This window comes from Devosia sp. P3_B2 (assembly GCF_056402875.1).
This window is the reverse complement of the sequence record NZ_JBFUGO010000001.1, coordinates 12,722-28,279: the sequence shown is the minus strand read 5'-3', so window position 1 is coordinate 28,279 and position 15,558 is coordinate 12,722. Positions and strand designations below refer to the sequence as shown.

13 protein-coding genes are annotated in these 15,558 nt (G+C 65.2%); 7 read left to right on the top strand and 6 right to left on the bottom strand.

Going from position 1 to position 15,558, the window contains the following annotated elements:
• Complete coding sequence (locus tag AC1DV8_RS00130; protein WP_477156033.1) at nucleotides 1–966, bottom strand: NAD(P)-dependent alcohol dehydrogenase; 966 nt, start codon at nucleotides 964–966, stop codon at nucleotides 1–3.
• Between the two features lie 140 nt (nucleotides 967–1,106).
• Between AC1DV8_RS00130 and dinB the strand changes: the two genes are divergently transcribed.
• The gene (gene dinB, locus AC1DV8_RS00125) at nucleotides 1,107–2,351 is read left to right on the top strand and encodes a DNA polymerase IV (RefSeq protein ID WP_477156032.1); all 1,245 of its coding nucleotides are present in this window, start codon (nucleotides 1,107–1,109) and stop codon (nucleotides 2,349–2,351) included.
• A gap of 4 nt (nucleotides 2,352–2,355) precedes the next feature.
• Here dinB and AC1DV8_RS00120 read toward each other — a convergent pair whose 3' ends face one another.
• Both AC1DV8_RS00120 and AC1DV8_RS00115 read right to left on the bottom strand, forming a co-directional pair.
• Entirely contained in the window at nucleotides 2,356–3,051 is a 696-nt protein-coding gene (locus AC1DV8_RS00120; RefSeq protein WP_477156031.1) for an RNA polymerase sigma factor, read from the bottom strand.
• Nucleotides 3,052–3,167: 116 nt separating this feature from the next.
• Complete coding sequence (locus tag AC1DV8_RS00115) at nucleotides 3,168–3,995, bottom strand: lysophospholipase (RefSeq protein ID WP_477156030.1); 828 nt, start codon at nucleotides 3,993–3,995, stop codon at nucleotides 3,168–3,170.
• A 531-nt stretch (nucleotides 3,996–4,526) separates the two neighbouring features.
• Between AC1DV8_RS00115 and AC1DV8_RS00110 the strand changes: the two genes are divergently transcribed.
• Nucleotides 4,527–6,029 (top strand): MDR family MFS transporter, encoded by a 1,503-nt coding sequence (locus AC1DV8_RS00110; RefSeq protein ID WP_477156029.1) that lies wholly within the window; start codon nucleotides 4,527–4,529, stop codon nucleotides 6,027–6,029.
• A gap of 135 nt (nucleotides 6,030–6,164) precedes the next feature.
• Nucleotides 6,165–6,998 (top strand): SMP-30/gluconolactonase/LRE family protein, encoded by an 834-nt coding sequence (locus AC1DV8_RS00105; protein WP_477156028.1) that lies wholly within the window; start codon nucleotides 6,165–6,167, stop codon nucleotides 6,996–6,998.
• A gap of 36 nt (nucleotides 6,999–7,034) precedes the next feature.
• Here AC1DV8_RS00105 and AC1DV8_RS00100 read toward each other — a convergent pair whose 3' ends face one another.
• Nucleotides 7,035–7,646, bottom strand: coding sequence for a chloramphenicol phosphotransferase CPT family protein (locus AC1DV8_RS00100; protein ID WP_477156027.1), 612 nt, complete (start codon nucleotides 7,644–7,646; stop codon nucleotides 7,035–7,037).
• A 185-nt stretch (nucleotides 7,647–7,831) separates the two neighbouring features.
• Nucleotides 7,832–8,365, bottom strand: coding sequence for an inorganic diphosphatase (gene ppa, locus AC1DV8_RS00095; protein ID WP_477148476.1), 534 nt, complete (start codon nucleotides 8,363–8,365; stop codon nucleotides 7,832–7,834).
• Between the two features lie 125 nt (nucleotides 8,366–8,490).
• On the opposite strand from ppa, the gene AC1DV8_RS00090 reads away from it, so the two are divergent.
• The gene (locus AC1DV8_RS00090; protein ID WP_477156026.1) at nucleotides 8,491–9,060 is read left to right on the top strand and encodes a hypothetical protein; all 570 of its coding nucleotides are present in this window, start codon (nucleotides 8,491–8,493) and stop codon (nucleotides 9,058–9,060) included.
• Between the two features lie 46 nt (nucleotides 9,061–9,106).
• Here AC1DV8_RS00090 and AC1DV8_RS00085 read toward each other — a convergent pair whose 3' ends face one another.
• A complete protein-coding gene (locus AC1DV8_RS00085) occupies nucleotides 9,107–9,538 on the bottom strand; it encodes a tellurite resistance TerB family protein (RefSeq protein WP_477148478.1) in 432 nt (143 codons plus the stop codon).
• Nucleotides 9,539–9,713: 175 nt separating this feature from the next.
• Between AC1DV8_RS00085 and AC1DV8_RS00080 the strand changes: the two genes are divergently transcribed.
• Genes AC1DV8_RS00080 through AC1DV8_RS00070 form a run of 3 tightly spaced genes read left to right on the top strand, consistent with a single transcriptional unit; the run spans nucleotide 9,714 to nucleotide 15,506 of the window.
• Entirely contained in the window at nucleotides 9,714–10,571 is an 858-nt protein-coding gene (locus tag AC1DV8_RS00080) for an ImuA family protein (protein WP_477156025.1), read from the top strand.
• Complete coding sequence (locus tag AC1DV8_RS00075; RefSeq protein WP_477156024.1) at nucleotides 10,456–12,171, top strand: Y-family DNA polymerase; 1,716 nt, start codon at nucleotides 10,456–10,458, stop codon at nucleotides 12,169–12,171. The genes AC1DV8_RS00080 and AC1DV8_RS00075 overlap by 116 nt, the downstream gene beginning before the upstream one ends.
• A complete protein-coding gene (locus tag AC1DV8_RS00070; RefSeq protein WP_477156023.1) occupies nucleotides 12,168–15,506 on the top strand; it encodes an error-prone DNA polymerase in 3,339 nt (1,112 codons plus the stop codon). Before AC1DV8_RS00075 ends, AC1DV8_RS00070 begins: the two co-directional genes overlap by 4 nt.
• Nucleotides 15,507–15,558 lie beyond the last annotated feature (52 nt).

Genomic DNA, 15,558 nt, shown 5'->3' with positions numbered 1-15,558 from the left:
CTACGGCGCCACCACCAGCTTCCCCAGCGCCCGCCCGTCGCCGATCCGCTGAAACGCCTCTGCAGCCTGTTCCAGCGGATACACCCGCTCCACCGCCGGCACGATCGTCCCCGCTGCCACCAGCGCCCCAAGCTCCGCCAGTTGCCCCACATCCGGCCGGTGCAGCAGCAGCCCCATCTGTTGCCCCTCCGGCTTCGATGTCATCGCCCCGGCCAGCGCCACCGTGAGGATCGTCGACGTCTTCCCGCCCACCATCACGAACCGGCTCCGCGGGCTCAGCGCTCGCCGGTAATGCGCCAGCGGCCGCGCCGCGACCATGTCGAGGATCAGGTCGTATCGCTCCCCCTCAGCCGTGTAGTCCGTCACCGCATAGTCGATCACCCGGTCCGCCCCGACCGATCGCATCAGCTCCGCCTTCTCGGCCCGGTCCACCCCCGTCACCTCGGCCCCGGCCCGCTTGGCCAGCTGGATCGCGAACGTCCCCGCCCCGCCTCCGCCGCCATTGATCAGCACCTTGTCGCCCGGCTGCACCTCGCCCTTCCAGCGCAACCCCTGCCACGCCAAGAGTCCCGCCTGCGGCGTTGCCGCCGCGGCCTCAAAACTCACTCCCGCGGGGATCGCCGCTAGTGCAGCTTCAGGCGCCGCGACATACTCCGCGAACCCGCCCCAGCTCGCCCCGCTGAGATCGCCGAACACCGCATCGCCCACCGCGAACCGCGTTACCCCCTCGCCTGCCGCCTCGACCACACCCGCCACATCCGCCCCAAGGATCGGGTACGGCGGCCGCAGCAGCCCGCCGAGCCGCACCAGGAACGGCTGGCCCCGCAGCAGGTCCCAATCCCAAGAATTGAGCGACGCCGCCTTCACCCGGATCAGCACCTCGCCCGCCTTCGGCACCGGCCGTGCCACCTTCGTCAGCCGCAACTGCTCCGGCATCCCGTAAGCCGAATAGACCACTGCCCGCATCGCACCCTCCAGATCCCCAGCAGCAGACCTAGGCGGCACACCTGTCGATAGCAAGACAAGCCCCCGGCAGCCGCAACTCAGCTTGACAAGCCCCACTCTTCGTTCACTTTATGTTCTCAACGCCGCCACGGAGAACCCGGATGGAGCCCGCCACCATCCTGCATGCCGATCTCGATGCCTTCTACGCCTCGGTCGAGCAGCTGCTGAACCCCGAGCTGCGCGGCAAACCGATCGCCGTCGGCGGTGGCGTAGTGCTCGCTGCCTCGTACGAGGCCAAGGCCTTCGGCGTCCACGGCGGCATGTCCGGCTGGGCCGCGAAGGAACTCTGCCCCGAACTGATCTTCACCGGCGGCCATTTCGAGGAATACCAGCAGCTCGGTGACGCCGCCATCGCCGTGCTCTCCGATTACACCCCGCTGGTCGAACGTATCTCCATCGACGAAGCCTTCGCCGATGTCGCCGGCTGCGAACACCTGTTCGGCTCGCCCGAAACCATCGCCCAGACCATCCGCTCCCGCGTCCGCGCCGAGCTCGGCCTCCCCATCTCCGTCGGCGTCGCGCGGACCAAGCATCTCGCCAAGATCGCCTCGCAGGTCGCCAAGCCCGATGGCCTCGTCGTCGTCGACCCGGTCCGCGAACTCGAATTCCTCCACCATCTGCCGGTCGGGCTGATGTGGGGCGTCGGCCCGGTCACCGAAGGCAAGCTCGAAGACGAGGGCATCCTCACCATCGGCCAGCTCGCCGAAAAGCACGTCGAATGGGTGCAGGCTCTGCTCGGCCGCGCCACCGGCGAAAAGCTCAGCGCCCTGAGCTGGAACCGCGACCCGCGCGCCATCGTCACCAATCAGCGCGCCCGCTCGGCCGGCGCTCAATCCGCCCTCGGCAAAAAACCCTTCATCGAGCGTATCTACCGCCCGACGCTGCACCACCTGGCCGATCGCATCGCCTCGCGGTTGCGGGTCAAATCCTGGCACGGCCACACCATCACCCTGCGCGTCCGCTTCCGCGACATGCGCGCCGTGACCCGATCGGTCACCATCGACAGCCCCATCGCCGCGACGGTCAGCCTCGCTGAGATCGCCGAAGACCTGGTGCGCGTCGTGCAGGCCGATCACCCCGACGAGCGCACCATCACGCTCCTCGCCATCTCGGTCTCGCACCTCGAGCGCAACCCGCTGGTCCAGCTCGAACTGCCGCTCGGCCTCGCCGACGAAGCCCGCCGGCCCGGCACCCGTCGCGGCGCCTCCCGCCTCGTCGCCGATCGCGCCATGGATGCCGTCCGCACTCGCTTCGGCCGCGAAGCCATCGGCTACGGCTCCGCCACGCTCGAACTCGAGCGCTCCATCCCCGACGCCTTCCGCGGCCTCGCCGAAAAGCCGCTGTGACCGGTTAGGCCTGCCTGAGCTTCGCGATCACCCGATCCGCCATGTTGGCGCAGCGCGCGCCGTCGAACGGATAGAGTTCGGCGAACGAGCCGCGCATCTGCTCTTCCAGCACCGCCCGCAACATGCGCCGCGCCCGGTGCAGCCGGGTCTTCACCGTTTCCGGCTTCAGCGTCAGCTGCTCCGCCGTCTCCTCGGTGCTCAGCCCCTCGACATCGCGCAGCACGAACACCGTGCGAAATCCCTCCGGCAAGCCATCGATGGCTGTCTCCAGTATCTGGCGCATTTCTGACCGTGCGGCCTCCGTATCGGCGGGGAGCGGAACCAGCGACAGCGGGAACAGCGACACCAGCCCGGCATCGGCGCTCACCGCCTGGTCCAGCGCTTCTAGATCGCTGTTCCTGCGCCGCCGTCGCAACCGGGACACCGCCTCGTTCAGCGCAATGCGGGTCAGCCAGGTGGAAAAGCTCGCCTCGCCGCGAAAGCTCGCCAGCGCCGTGAACGCCTTCACATAGGTTTCCTGCACCACGTCCTCGGCCTCGCCGTCATTGCGCAGCACGCTGCGCGCGGCCCGGAACAGCCGCTGGTTGTTGCGCTCGATCAGCGTGCGGATCGCGTTCTCGCCACCTTGCCGCGCCAGCTCGACCAGTTCTGCCTCGCTCAGCCCAGCCACGTCGCTCCGCTGCTTCAGCACTGTCAGCATCTCATCCTCCATGCGGCATTGGAGTGTCCGCCTGCGCAAAAGGTTCCCGAACCCTACACCTGAAACGCAAAAGGCCGGAGCATCGCCCCGGCCTCCAACTCAACTGCGGCGCCGCCTCAAGCCCGCGCGTCGATCCAGCCGGTGATGTCGCCCATCACCTCTTCCTTGCCCAGGTCGTTGAGCAGGTCGTGGAAGTGGCCCTCATACAGCTTCAGGGTTTTGTCCTTCGAGCCAGCCGTGTCGTAGAAGAACTGGCTGCCGCTCGGCTTGGTTGCCTTGTCGAGCGTGCCGTGGAGGATCAGCACCGGCAGGGTGATCTGCGGGAACTCCGCCTTCAGCCGCTCGTCGGCCCGCACCATCTCCGCCACGGTCTTGGTCGGCTGCGTCTCATGCGCAATCAGTGGGTCGGCGTTCATCGTCGCCACCACCGCGGGGTCCCGCGAAAAGTCCTCGTTGTTGAGCTTCAGCACCTGGGCATGCGGCGCAATGTGGCTCAGCCCCTTCAGCACGGCGAGGGCAAAGTCCGGCGCCGGCACCTGGTGGGCAAAGCTCTCGCAGATCAGCCCAGCCAGTTCCGACTGATGCTCGAGCGCATAGATGCAAGAGACCACGCCACCGGCGCTGTGCCCGAGCAGGAACACCTTCTGCCCCGGCTCGCGCGCCTTGGCGATCTTCATCAACCCGTCTACATCGCCGGTGTAGTCGGCGAACTTGTCGACATAGAACCGCTCGCCATCCGACTTGCCGCGGCCACGGAGGTCAACCGCATAGACCGCGAGCCCGCTCGCCACCAGTTGCTCCGCCACCCAGCCATATTGGCCGCCGTGCGAGTTGAACCCGGGGACGATCACCACCACCGCCCGCGGAGCACCATCCGGACGCCACGAGCGATAAAAAATGCTCAGTCCGCCCCGACCTTCAAATTTCTCTTCCTTATAATGCATGTGCAATCTCCAGAAGTTGACGCTACCCGCCGGTCCCACCCTGCGGGCGGAACTGTATCAGGCTTTCACGCCACTGCGACGCGCTCGTAACGGAGCGCATCCATGACGGGCCGGTGGGCTTCGGGAGTGATTTGGAGCTGGGCTGCCGCGGCAGACAGCAAAAAGGAGGGTGGGCACTGCCCCCCTCCGTTACTGATATGTAGCGCACAAGGGGCTTGCTTCAAGACCCCCACCCTGCGCTAGGACAGCCGCGGTGCGAGCGGATCATCGGTTCCCACGGACGTCTTGCGTTGACTCTCGCTCCAACAACGCTTAAGTCACCGCTTAACTGATTTCGATACGGCCGCTGTCGATTCCACCGCACGTCACTCGTCGATCTGGTGAAAGCCAAGGAGATTTCCTCATGACCGCACCAGTAATTGCCGCCCCAATGCATCCGCGTTATGCGCCTTGGCGGCTGGCTCCAGCCGCCCCATCTGTGCCATTCACCCTCCCGTACTTTGATTCATTTTCTCGCAAGGCAGGCCGCAAATGACCTCCGACACCATCACCGATGTCCCGTCCGATGCCGCCGGGTTCGCGCCCGCCTCGGCTCCGATTGATTCCTCCACCGCCGCCCGCAACCGGCTGGTGATCGCGCTGCTGCTCGTCTCCACCTTTGTGGTGTTCCTCAACGAGACCATCATGAGCGTCGCCATCCAGCCGCTGATGACCGATCTCGGCGTCACCGCCAGCGCCGCCCAGTGGCTCACCGCCGCGTTCCTCCTCACCATGGCGGTGGTGATTCCCATCACCGGCTTCCTGCTGCAGCGCATCAACACCCGGCCGATCTACATGCTCGCCATGTCAATCTTCTCGGCCGGTACGCTGATCTGCGCCCTCTCGCCCGGCCTTGAGCTCCTGGTCTTCGGCCGCGTCATCCAGGCAACCGGCACCGCCATCATGATGCCGCTGCTGATGACCACGGTGATGACGCTGGTGCCTCCCGAATCCCGCGGCAAGACCATGGGCAACATCTCGATCGTCATGTCGGTGGCTCCGGCCATCGGCCCGACCATCGGCGGCTTCATCCTCACTCACTTCGAGTGGCGCTTCATGTTCATCCTGGTGCTGCCGATCGCGCTCGCCGCCCTGGCACTGGGCGCGTGGCGGATGAAGAACGTCTCGACCCCGCGTTCGACCCCGCTCGATTTCATCTCGGTGGTCCTTTCGGCGCTGGCCTTCGGCGGCATCGTCTATGGCCTCTCGAGCTTCGGCGAGGCGTCGGCTGCCACTGGCGAGGGCAGCATGTCGCCGTGGATTCCGCTCGGCGTCGGTCTCGTCACCATGGTGCTGTTCGTGTGGCGCCAGCTCAGCCTGCAGGATAAGGCGCTGCTCGATCTCCGCGCCTTCGCCATCCGCAACTACACGTTGTCGGTGGTGATGATGGCCATCGCCATGATGGCGCTGTTCGGCGTCATCATCCTCCTGCCGCTGTTCCTGCAGAACGTCATCAAGCTCGATCCGCTGCAGATCGGCATGATGCTGCTGCCAGGCAGCTTGACGATGGGTCTGCTCGGCCCGGTGGTCGGCCGGCTCTACGACAAGTGGGGCACGACACGCCTACTGGTTCCCGGCTCGATCCTTGTCAGCGCCGTGCTCTGGGGCCTCACGCTGGTCGATCAGAACACCTCGATCTGGGTGATCCTCGCCGGCCACATCACGCTCTGCATCGGCCTCGCCATCATGTTCACACCGCTGTTCACCGCGTCGCTGAGCTCGCTCCCCATGCAGCTCTATTCGCATGGCTCGGCCATTCTCGGCTCGGTCCAGCAGGTCGCGGGTGCGGCGGGCGTCGCCCTGTTCGTGGCACTGATGACCATCCAGACCGCCGCGCTGACGGCCGCCGGCACCGAGCCGGTGACCGCGCTCGCCGCCGGCATCCGCACCGGGTTCCTCTGCGGCGCCATCATCTCGACGTTCGCCATCGTTGCGGCCTTCTTCGTCAAGAAGCCGCCGGCGAACCCCGAAATGGCGGGCATGGGCGGCCACTAAGCCGCTCCTGCTTCACGTGAATCACTAATCCCTTCGGGCGCCGGACACCCTCCGGCGCCCGATTTCTTTCCCGCCCCTGTCGAAATGGCCGCGCGTCGCCCGACATTGTCCTGAGAGCGATGAGGGAGTGCGACGATGACTGAGATAACCCAGCTGATGGATGGCATCCTGCTCGGCGAGTGCCCGCGCTGGCATGATGGCAAGCTCTGGTTCGCCGACTGGGTCGGCCAGAAACTCTACACCATCGACAGCGAAGGCCGGTCAACCGTCGAGGCGGAGGTCGCCTCGTTGCCCTTTTCTTTCGACTGGCTGTCCGATGGGCGGATGCTGCTGGTCCACGCCGCAGATAACGATCTGAAGGTGCGGCAGCCCGACGGCAGCTTCACGCGTTTCGCCGACCTGTCGAGCCTGTCGGACCGCGGCTGCAACGAAATTACCGTGCACCCCAGCGGCCACATCTACGTCAACAATGTCGATTTCGACTTCCCCGGCGGCGAATTCCGCCCCGGCTTCATCGCACTGGTCTCGCCCGACGGCACCAGTCGCAAGGTGGCCGAGGGCCTCGCCTTCCCCAACGGTATGGCCATTCTCGCCGACGGCAGGACGTTGGTCTGCGCCGAGTCGTTCAACGGCAACCTCAGCGCCTTCGACATCGCCGAGGACGGCAGCCTCAGCAATCGCAGGCTATGGGCCAATATCGGCGAGTACGGCAATGACGGCATCTGCGCCGATGCCGAAGGCGCCATCTGGACCTCGACCGGACCCACCGTGCTGCGCGTCCGCGATGGCGGCGAGATCGTCGAGAAGTTCGAGCTCGACCGCATGTGCTTTGCCGTCATGCTCGGTGGCCCCGATGGCCGGACGCTCTACATGGTCGCCAATGAATGGACCGGCACTGTCGATGTCACCAAGCCCACCGGCCGCGTCTTCAGCGCCCGCGTCGACGTCCCGCATGCGGGTTATCCGTAGTCCTTAGCTGGTTTTGGGGGTCAGCCCGCACTGACGCTAGAGTGTTGCGAGCCGCTCGAAGGCACTCGGCTGCGGCGGCGCCAGAAGTGCCGAGGCGATCGCCGCCGCACACTGCTCCGGCGTCATCACCCCGGTATCGACCTCAAGATCGTAGATCCCCGGCACATGCACCGCACCCTGCCAGCGCCGCACCGCCTCCGGCACGCCTTCGCCCGCCACATAGAGGCCGAACCCGTGCTGCGGATGGGCATTCCGCCGTGCCATGATCATTTCGATCGGACAGCGCACCCCGACGAACAGCACCGGCAGCCCGGCAAGCCGCCGCGCCGATGCGGCCAGTATGCCAAGCGGCCGCGAATAGCCGTCATGGTGCCCGACATCGACCACCACATCGCCACCAGCCAGTGCCCGCTCCGCGATCTCGTCGTAGAGCTCGGCATAGAGCCGCACCACCATCGGCTCCAGCTCCGCCCGCTCCCCGCCCGGCCGCAAGCCGATCCCAGGCAGCATGTCCTTGGGCAGCGCATCGTTCATCGCATCGACGCCGAGGTTCACCCACCGCCCCGGCACCAGCGCCATCACCGCCCGCGCGATCGAGGATTTTCCCGCCCTCGGCACCCCGTTGAGAATGACGATCCGTCCGCTCATCGCTCACCCTTCGACACGCTGAAAAGAGAAAGGCGCTCAACCCGTTAGGGGAGCGCCTTTCGTAGGCTGGGATCATGTCGCCGGGAGGGACAGCGCCCCGATCCAACCGTTGACCGATATATGTGAACCCGGTTTCACAGTTTCAAGGGGCGGCCCAATCGGGCCTACCAGCGCACCCGCCGGCACTACTTCGCCGCCTTGGCCCGCTCGATCGATTCGAGAATCACCCGCCGCGCATCATCGACGCCGCCGAGCTTTTCGATCTTGGCCCACTTGCCGGGCTCGAGATCCTTGTAGTGGGTGAAAAAGTGCTTCACCCGCTCCAGCTGGATCGGCTGCATGTCGGTGATGTCGTTGATCCCGTCATACATCTTGGTCAGCTTCGACACCGGCACGGCGAGGATCTTCTCGTCGGTGCCGCCATCGTCTTCCATGAACAGGATGCCGAACGGCCGGCAGCGCACCACCGCACCCGGCACCAGCGGCCGCGAGTTCATCACGATCACGTCGAGCGGATCGCCGTCGCCGCAAAGCGTATGCGGCACGAAGCCGTAATTCCCCGGATAGCGCATCGGCGTATAGAGGAACCGGTCGACGAACAGCGCCCCCGAGGCCTTGTCGATCTCGTACTTGATCGGCTCGCCGCCCAGCGGCACCTCGATGATCACGTTGAGGTCGTCGGGGGGATTCTTGCCGATCGGGATCGCGTCGATGTTCATTGGGTCTGCCTTAGGTCTATTTCGGCGGGTTGTGGCCTATCCGAGGCCATGATTGCAAGGCATACGAATGCGCGGGTGGCATGCGAAGCCCAGCGGTGTTCAAGACGTATTGAGGAGGTATTGCCGTGATCGGACGCATTTTCGCCAGTGCGCTTTATGTCGCTTGCATCGGCTGGGCCGGCTCGGCCAGCGCCCAGCAGATCGAATCGAGCTACACCGACCTCAACCTCAACATCGACTGCACGGTGATCGAGTCCGATGACTTCGGCACCATGTGGGCTTGCCTCGGCCTCAAGGGCATCCCGGTCATGGTCACCGAGGGCGACCTGCGGATGTTCGTCTCCTACGGCCTCACCTCCACCACCGAGAAGGCCGCCGAGCAGACCCTCAACCCATTCAACCACCTGGGCGACAAGATCGAGTGGCGCGTCTCCAACGCCGAGGGCTACTTCAAGCCCTTCGCCACCATCCTCCGCTTCTTCACCCAGGGTGAAGAGGGCAAACCCGAGGGCCAGGTGCTGGTCGTCACCAAAGTCACCCCGGGCGCCACCTGCCACATCGCCTATATCGACGCCCTCGCCAACCCCGACGCCAACGCCCTCGCCCGCAAAACCGCCGACGAGAAGGCAAAGGATTTCGACTGCGAGAAGAGCGAGCCCGAATATGTCGGCAAGTTCGAAGCCTGGAAGCGCTAAGCGCCCCGCACCAACGCGTCTGCCCGGCAACGTCCTTTGAGCTGGTTCAAGCCCGCGCCATCTGGTTGCGCAGCACCGTGCGGTCGCGCGACGACACCCCGATCAGTTCGGCGATGCGCCATACCATGTTGTCCTCGAGCTCGTGGTTGCGCTTGTCGGCGAACACCACCTGCCACATCATCCGGATGATCTCGATCTTCTCGCTATCGTCCAGTGAACTCAGCGCCGAAGTGAAGCGGTAGAAATCCACCGATTCCTGGTCCCGCTTGGTCGCCTCGACGATCAGCTTGCGCACCTCGTCCTCGCCGAGCCCGTAGTAATCCATCAGCGTACCCTCGAGCGCCTGCCGCTCGGCCTCGCTGACACTGCCGTCGATCGCCGCCAGATGCACCAGCAACGCCGCCACCGCCAGTTTCGGCTCCATGCTGAGCACAGTGGCATCGGGTCTCTGGAAGATGGAGCGCAGCGCATCGAACATGGGAGGAGTCCTTGGGTGGGTCGACGGAAGATAGGCACTCCCGCCCAATCGCGAAAGTGCCCGCATGCCGCAGCGCGAGGATGTGAGCACGGCGTGTGCTGACTCTTCTGCTTGACTCTCGACCGGACTCTGGTGTTCCCTATTTGTTCTAATTACTGACAACAGGGAGGCTCAGATGCCGGGCCTCGCACGCCACGATCTCGACGCCCTACGACTGAAAATCGCCGCCCTGGAAAAGCGCCCGCTGCTGGCGAAAGGCGCAGCGATGGTGGCGGAGGGGCTGGGAAAGGCTGCCAATGACGAGCAGGAGCTTGCCGATCCACTGGAGGTGCTCGTCGCACCCAATGGACTGCTGCACGAGGTGTTTGCCGACGAGCAGCGCCAGAGCGGCGCCGCGCTGGGCTTCGCCTTCGGGCTCGCCCGGCAGCTGCTGACCACCGAACGGCAGGCGATCCTCTACCTGCAGCTGGTAGGTGAAGGCCAGGAACTGGGGCTGCCTTATGGCGCGGGGCTGCAGCAGTTCGGCATCGATCCGGCGCGGTTGGTGATCGGCCGGATCGAGAGCGTAACCGAGCTGCTCTGGGCAATGGAGGAAGCAATTGCCTGCCGTGCGGTCGCCGGGGTCATCGCCGATCTCGCAAGTCACCCCAAGGCACTCGATTTCACCGTGTCGCGCCGATTGAGCCTCCGTGCAGCTGCGGCCGGTACCTCGGCGTTCCTCATCCGCTACGGCCGGGGACGCGAGGCGAGCGCAGCAAAACTGCGCTGGCGGGTTTCGCCGGCAATGAGCGGTGAGGTGGCGTTCGATCCGCGCGCACCCGGCCCGCCCCGCTTCCAGATCGAGATCGAAAAAGGCCGGCTCGGCGACAAGACGCAACGAGCCGAAGGCAAGAACATGCTTGTGGACTGGACAGAAAATGGTTTCGTTTCAGTCGAACCCGAATACCGCACCGGAGCTGCTGTTCACCGAACGGCGCCGCCATCTCGCCCTGTCGTTGCCACGCTGGGCGACCGACTGTCTCAGGCGGGCTGATCCGGCACTCGCCCGCTCGACCCGCCCGCTGGCCCTGTGGGAGAAGCAGAAGGGCGCCATGCGTCTCGCCGCGGTGGATGCCGCGGCGGCGAAGGCAAACCTGACATCCGGACAGAACCTGTCGGACGCTCGCGCGCTGGTGCCGGAACTCGAGGTCCGCGAGATCGACCGGGCCTATATCGAGCAGGTCTTCGCCGATTTTGCCGATTGGCACTCCAACGCCAGCCCAATTGTCGCCGTTCACTCGGCGGCGGCGCCCTACGGTGACCTGGTCCTCGACATCACCGGGGTCGCCCACCTGTTTGGCGGCGAGGCAAAAATGCTGGAAGTGCTGGTCAACCGGCTGCGCACCCTGGGTTTCACCGTCTCTGGCGCCATCGCCGATACGGTTGGGGCGGCCTGGGCCTTGGCGCATTTCTCACCCGGCAGCGTCATTCCCAAGGGTGAGACCGAAGCGGCGCTCGCCACCCTGCCGATCGTCGGCTTGCGGCTCGAAGAGGCGCAGGTCTCGGGACTCAACCAGATGGGCCTCAAGACCATCGGGCAGCTCTATGGCCGGGATCGGCGGGCACTGCAGGCCCGGTTCGGGGAATCGCTGATCCTCAGGCTCGACCAGGCGCTGGGCCGGATCGAAGAACGGATCACTCCGCGTCTGCCAATCGCCGAATATTATGCCGAGCGCCGCTTCGCCGAACCCATTGGCTACATGGACGACGTGCTGATGACGGCGCGCGATCTCGCCATCCAGCTCGGCCTGCGCCTCGAGTCCGAGGGGCTGGGGGCGCAGACCTTCCACCTGCTGCTCTACCGGGTCGACCACAAGGTGATGAACCTCACCATCAATGCCGGCCGGGCGACGCGAGATCCCAACCACATTGCCCAGCTGTTCGTGCACCGGTCGGAGCGGCTTGAGGGCGAGTATGATGCCGGCTTCGGCATCGACATGATCCGGCTGGCGGCCAGTTCGTTGTCGGAAGTGCAGAGCATCCAGCTCGGGGCGTTCGAAGTGCGCGACGGGGCGCAAGACCTCGACCGACTATACGATCGCATGACGAGCCGGCTCGGCCCCCTGGCACTCACTCGCTCGAAGTTCGTCAACACTCACATCCCCGAGCGGGCAGCGAAGCTGGAGCCTGTAATCGCTCAAACCGAGGAAGATCCGGAAGCTCTTCCTGATCCCGAACTGCGAAGACCGCTCCGGCTACTGCCCAATCCAGAGCCGATCAACGTGATAGCGGAGGTGCCGCATGGCCCGCCGATGCGGATCATCTGGCGGCGCATCGCCTACCGCATCCTCAAGGCATCGGGGCCGGAGCGGATCGAGGCCGAGTGGTGGCGTTCGGGCAAGAATCTTGAGGTGCTGGAACCGCCAGAGCGGGGCAGCAAGAAGCGCGACCCGCGCGACGACCCCAAGTCGGACAAACAGAAGCCAAAGGAGCCGGAACACGTTTCCGCGCTCGCGGCGTTCGACCCGCTGACCACCGTCCGCGACTACTACGTCATCGAGGATGACGGCGGCCGGCGGTTCTGGATCTTCCGCATCGGGCTCTATGGCGCCGCCGAAGCGCCGCGCTGGTTCATGCACGGGTTCTTCGCATGACCCGCCCCAGCTATGCCGAACTGATGGTGACGTCCAACTTCTCGTTCCTGAGAAGCGGCTCGCATCCGGAGGAGCTGGTCTCGGCCGCCATCGCGCTGGGTCTGAGTGGCGTCGGGATCTGCGATCGCAACAGCTTTGCCGGCGTGGTGCGCGGCTACGTGGCCCACCGCGACCTCAAGGACAAGGCACCCGACTTCCGCTACGTCGTCGGTGTCCGGCTCTGCTTTGCCGATGATACTCCCGATATCGTCGCCTATCCCTCTGACCGTGAGGCCTATGGCCGGCTTTGCCGCCTGCTGAGCCGCGGCAACCTCGGGAAGGAGAGCGAGAAGGGCAAGTGCGTCATCCGCTTCTCCGACCTCGAAGACTTCATCGAAGGCCAGTTGCTGATCCTCCATTGCGACGAGACGCGCTGGGAGCATTCCGGCGTCGTGCTCGAGCGGCTGGCAAAGCTCAGCCCGGGCAATATCTGGCTGGCTGCAGCGGCAACCTTCAAGGGCACCGACCGGGCCAGACTCAACCGGCTGGCCGCGATGGCAGCAGACGCCAGCGTACCGATGCTGGCCGTCAATGATGTGCTCTACCACGAGCCCAACCGCAAGATCGTGCAGGACGTGGTGACCTGCATCCGCGAGCACCTGACGCTCGAGACCGCCGGGCGCCGGCTGCAGCAGAATGCCGAGCGACACCTGAAGCCGCCGACCGAAATGACCCGGCTGTTCTCTGAGCATCCCGATGCCATCGCGCAAACGCAGCTGCTGCTGAACCGCATCGGCTTCAGCCTCGACCAGCTGAAGTACAACTATCCGACTGAAACCATCGGCAACGGCGAGACGGCACAGGAGACACTGGAGCGCCTGACCTGGGAAGGCGCGCGCGATCGCTATCCCGAAGGGGTTCCCGATACGGTCAAACGCAGTCTTTGGAGCGAACTTTGCCTTATCGCCTACAAAGGCTACGCATCCTACTTCCTCACTGTCGAAGACGTTGTCCGCTACGCCCGGCATAAGCTGAAAATCCTCTGCCAGGGGCGCGGCTCGGCCGCCAATTCAGCAGTCTGCTATTGCCTGGGAGTGACCGAAGTCGACCCCACCAAGGTCAAGCTGGTGTTCGGCCGCTTCCTCTCAACCGAACGCGACGAACCACCGGATATCGACGTCGATTTCGAGCACGAGCGGCGCGAAGAGGTGATGCAGTATGTCTACAGCAAGTACGGTGGTGAGCGGACCGGGCTGACGGCGACCGTCATCTCCTATCGCTCCAAGAGCGCCATCCGCGAGACCGCCAAGGTATTCGGGATTTCCGACGATACCATCGGCGCGCTCAACCAGCTGCATTGGGGCTGGGGCAACGCCGCCGACCTCAAGGGCATCAAGATGCTTGGGCTCGATCCCGACGATCCGACCCTGACGCAGATGTTCAACGTGGTCCCGGTACTGAAATCGTTCCCCCGCCACCTCAGCCAGCATGTCGGCGGCTTCGTCATCACCCGCGATTCCCTAGAGAGCCTGGTGCCGATTTCGAAAACGGCGATGGAGAGCCGCACCATCGTCGAGTGGGACAAGGACGATATCGACGCGCTCGGCATCCTCAAGGTCGATATCCTGGCGCTGGGCATGCTCACCTGCCTGCGCCGCTCGTTCGAGTTGCTGCACCAGCACTACGATCGCGATGTCACGCTGCCGCTGCTGATGGCCGAGGAAGTCGACGATGTGGTCAAGGCGCCGGTCTACCGGATGACCCACCGCGCCGACACCATCGGCGTGTTCCAGATCGAAAGCCGGGCGCAGATGTCGATGCTGCCACGGCTGAAGCCGGTAGAGTTCTACGACCTCGTCATCGAGGTGGCGATCGTCCGACCCGGGCCGATCCAGGGCGGTATGGTGCATCCCTACCTGAAACGCCGGCAGGGGCTCGAGAAGGTGGAGCCCATGCCACCCGACCTCTACGAGGTGATGAAGCGAACCTACGGCGTTCCGCTGTTCCAGGAACAGGCGATGCAGATCGCCATCGTCGCCGCCGGATTCACCCCGGGCGAAGCCGATCGGCTGCGTCGCGCCATGGCGACGTTCCGGCGCAACGGCACCATCCATACGCTCAAGGACCGGTTCCTCAATGGTATGAAGGACAACGGCTATGCCGAAGATTTCGCCCGGCGCTGCTTCGCGCAGATCGAGGGTTTTGGCGATTATGGCTTCCCCGAAAGCCACGCCGCCTCGTTCGCCCTCTTGGTCTATGCCTCGTGCTGGATGAAGTGCCACTACCCCGATGTGTTCGCATGTGCGCTGCTCAACAGCCAGCCGATGGGCTTTTACTCGCCGGCGCAGATCGTCCGCGATGCCATCGAGCACGGGGTTGAGATGCGGCAAGCCGACATCAACCGCTCGGATTGGCTGCACGTGCTGGAGGACGGCACCCCGGCGAGCGAGCGGATCATGAAGCAGCACGCCGAGATGCGCGACGACATCTGGTCGACCAAGGCGATCCGGCTGGGCCTGAGGCAGGTGCTCGGCCTGAAGCAGGACCATGCCAACCTGATCATAGCCCGCCGCGGTGACGGCTATGCCTCGATCCGCGACCTCTGGGTGCGGACGGGGGTCCCGGTGGCAACGCTGGAGAAGCTCGCCGAGGCTGATGCCTTCGGCTCACTTGGGATAAACCGCCGCGAGGCGCTGTGGATCGTCCGCGGGCTGAACGGCGTCGCCGGCGCCGAACAGCTACCACTTTTCTCGATCGCCAAGCGGGTCTCGAAACCCGATGACGCCGAGATCGACCTGCCGGTCATGGCCCCAGGTGAATCGGTGGTGCACGACTACCGGACGCTGTCGCTGTCGCTAAAGGGACACCCCGTGGGCTTCCTGCGCCCCGAACTCGACCGGCGCGGCACGCTGCGCTGCGCTGACCTGATCGACAAGCCGAACGGCGCCATCGTCGAAACTGCCGGCCTCGTGCTGGTGCGTCAGCAGCCGGGGACGGCGAGCGGCGTGATCTTCATGACGCTCGAGGACGAGACGGGGATCGCCAACATCATCGTGTGGAACAAGACCTTCGACAACAACCGCCGCGTCGTACTCGGTTCGCGCCTGCTGGCGGTGCGTGGTCAATTGCAGCGCGAGGGCCTCGTCACCCACCTCGTCTCCCGCAGCTTCACCGATTTTACCCCCAGCCTGCTCGACCTGGCGCAGGGCCTCGATCTCGGCAACGGCATATTGGCGCACGGCGACGAAGGCCGCTCCGGCCCGCAACCCGGGCGCGACGAAGGCGAGCGCCGCCGCCGCGAACAGCTCGACCGCGAGACCTATGCCGCCCTTCCCTCAGGCCGCAACTTCCACTGACCCAAAAACAAAAAGGCCGCCCTCGCGGACGGCCTTGAGCCTTCAGTGACAG

Bases quoted from the DNA above. Each gene is read 5' to 3' on its own strand.
- AC1DV8_RS00075 (WP_477156024.1), top strand. From the start codon at position 10,456: ATGGTTTCGTTTCAGTCGAACCCGAATACCGCACCGGAGCTGCTGTTC.
- AC1DV8_RS00110 (WP_477156029.1), top strand. From the start codon at position 4,527: ATGACCTCCGACACCATCACCGATGTCCCGTCCGATGCCGCCGGGTTC.
- AC1DV8_RS00080 (WP_477156025.1), top strand. From the start codon at position 9,714: ATGCCGGGCCTCGCACGCCACGATCTCGACGCCCTACGACTGAAAATC.
- dinB (WP_477156032.1), top strand. From the start codon at position 1,107: ATGGAGCCCGCCACCATCCTGCATGCCGATCTCGATGCCTTCTACGCC.
- AC1DV8_RS00130 (WP_477156033.1), bottom strand. From the start codon at position 966: ATGCGGGCAGTGGTCTATTCGGCTTACGGGATGCCGGAGCAGTTGCGG.
- AC1DV8_RS00105 (WP_477156028.1), top strand. From the start codon at position 6,165: ATGACTGAGATAACCCAGCTGATGGATGGCATCCTGCTCGGCGAGTGC.
- AC1DV8_RS00085 (WP_477148478.1), bottom strand. From the start codon at position 9,538: ATGTTCGATGCGCTGCGCTCCATCTTCCAGAGACCCGATGCCACTGTG.
- AC1DV8_RS00120 (WP_477156031.1), bottom strand. From the start codon at position 3,051: ATGCTGACAGTGCTGAAGCAGCGGAGCGACGTGGCTGGGCTGAGCGAG.
- ppa (WP_477148476.1), bottom strand. From the start codon at position 8,365: ATGAACATCGACGCGATCCCGATCGGCAAGAATCCCCCCGACGACCTC.
- AC1DV8_RS00070 (WP_477156023.1), top strand. From the start codon at position 12,168: ATGACCCGCCCCAGCTATGCCGAACTGATGGTGACGTCCAACTTCTCG.
- AC1DV8_RS00115 (WP_477156030.1), bottom strand. From the start codon at position 3,995: ATGCATTATAAGGAAGAGAAATTTGAAGGTCGGGGCGGACTGAGCATT.
- AC1DV8_RS00100 (WP_477156027.1), bottom strand. From the start codon at position 7,646: ATGAGCGGACGGATCGTCATTCTCAACGGGGTGCCGAGGGCGGGAAAA.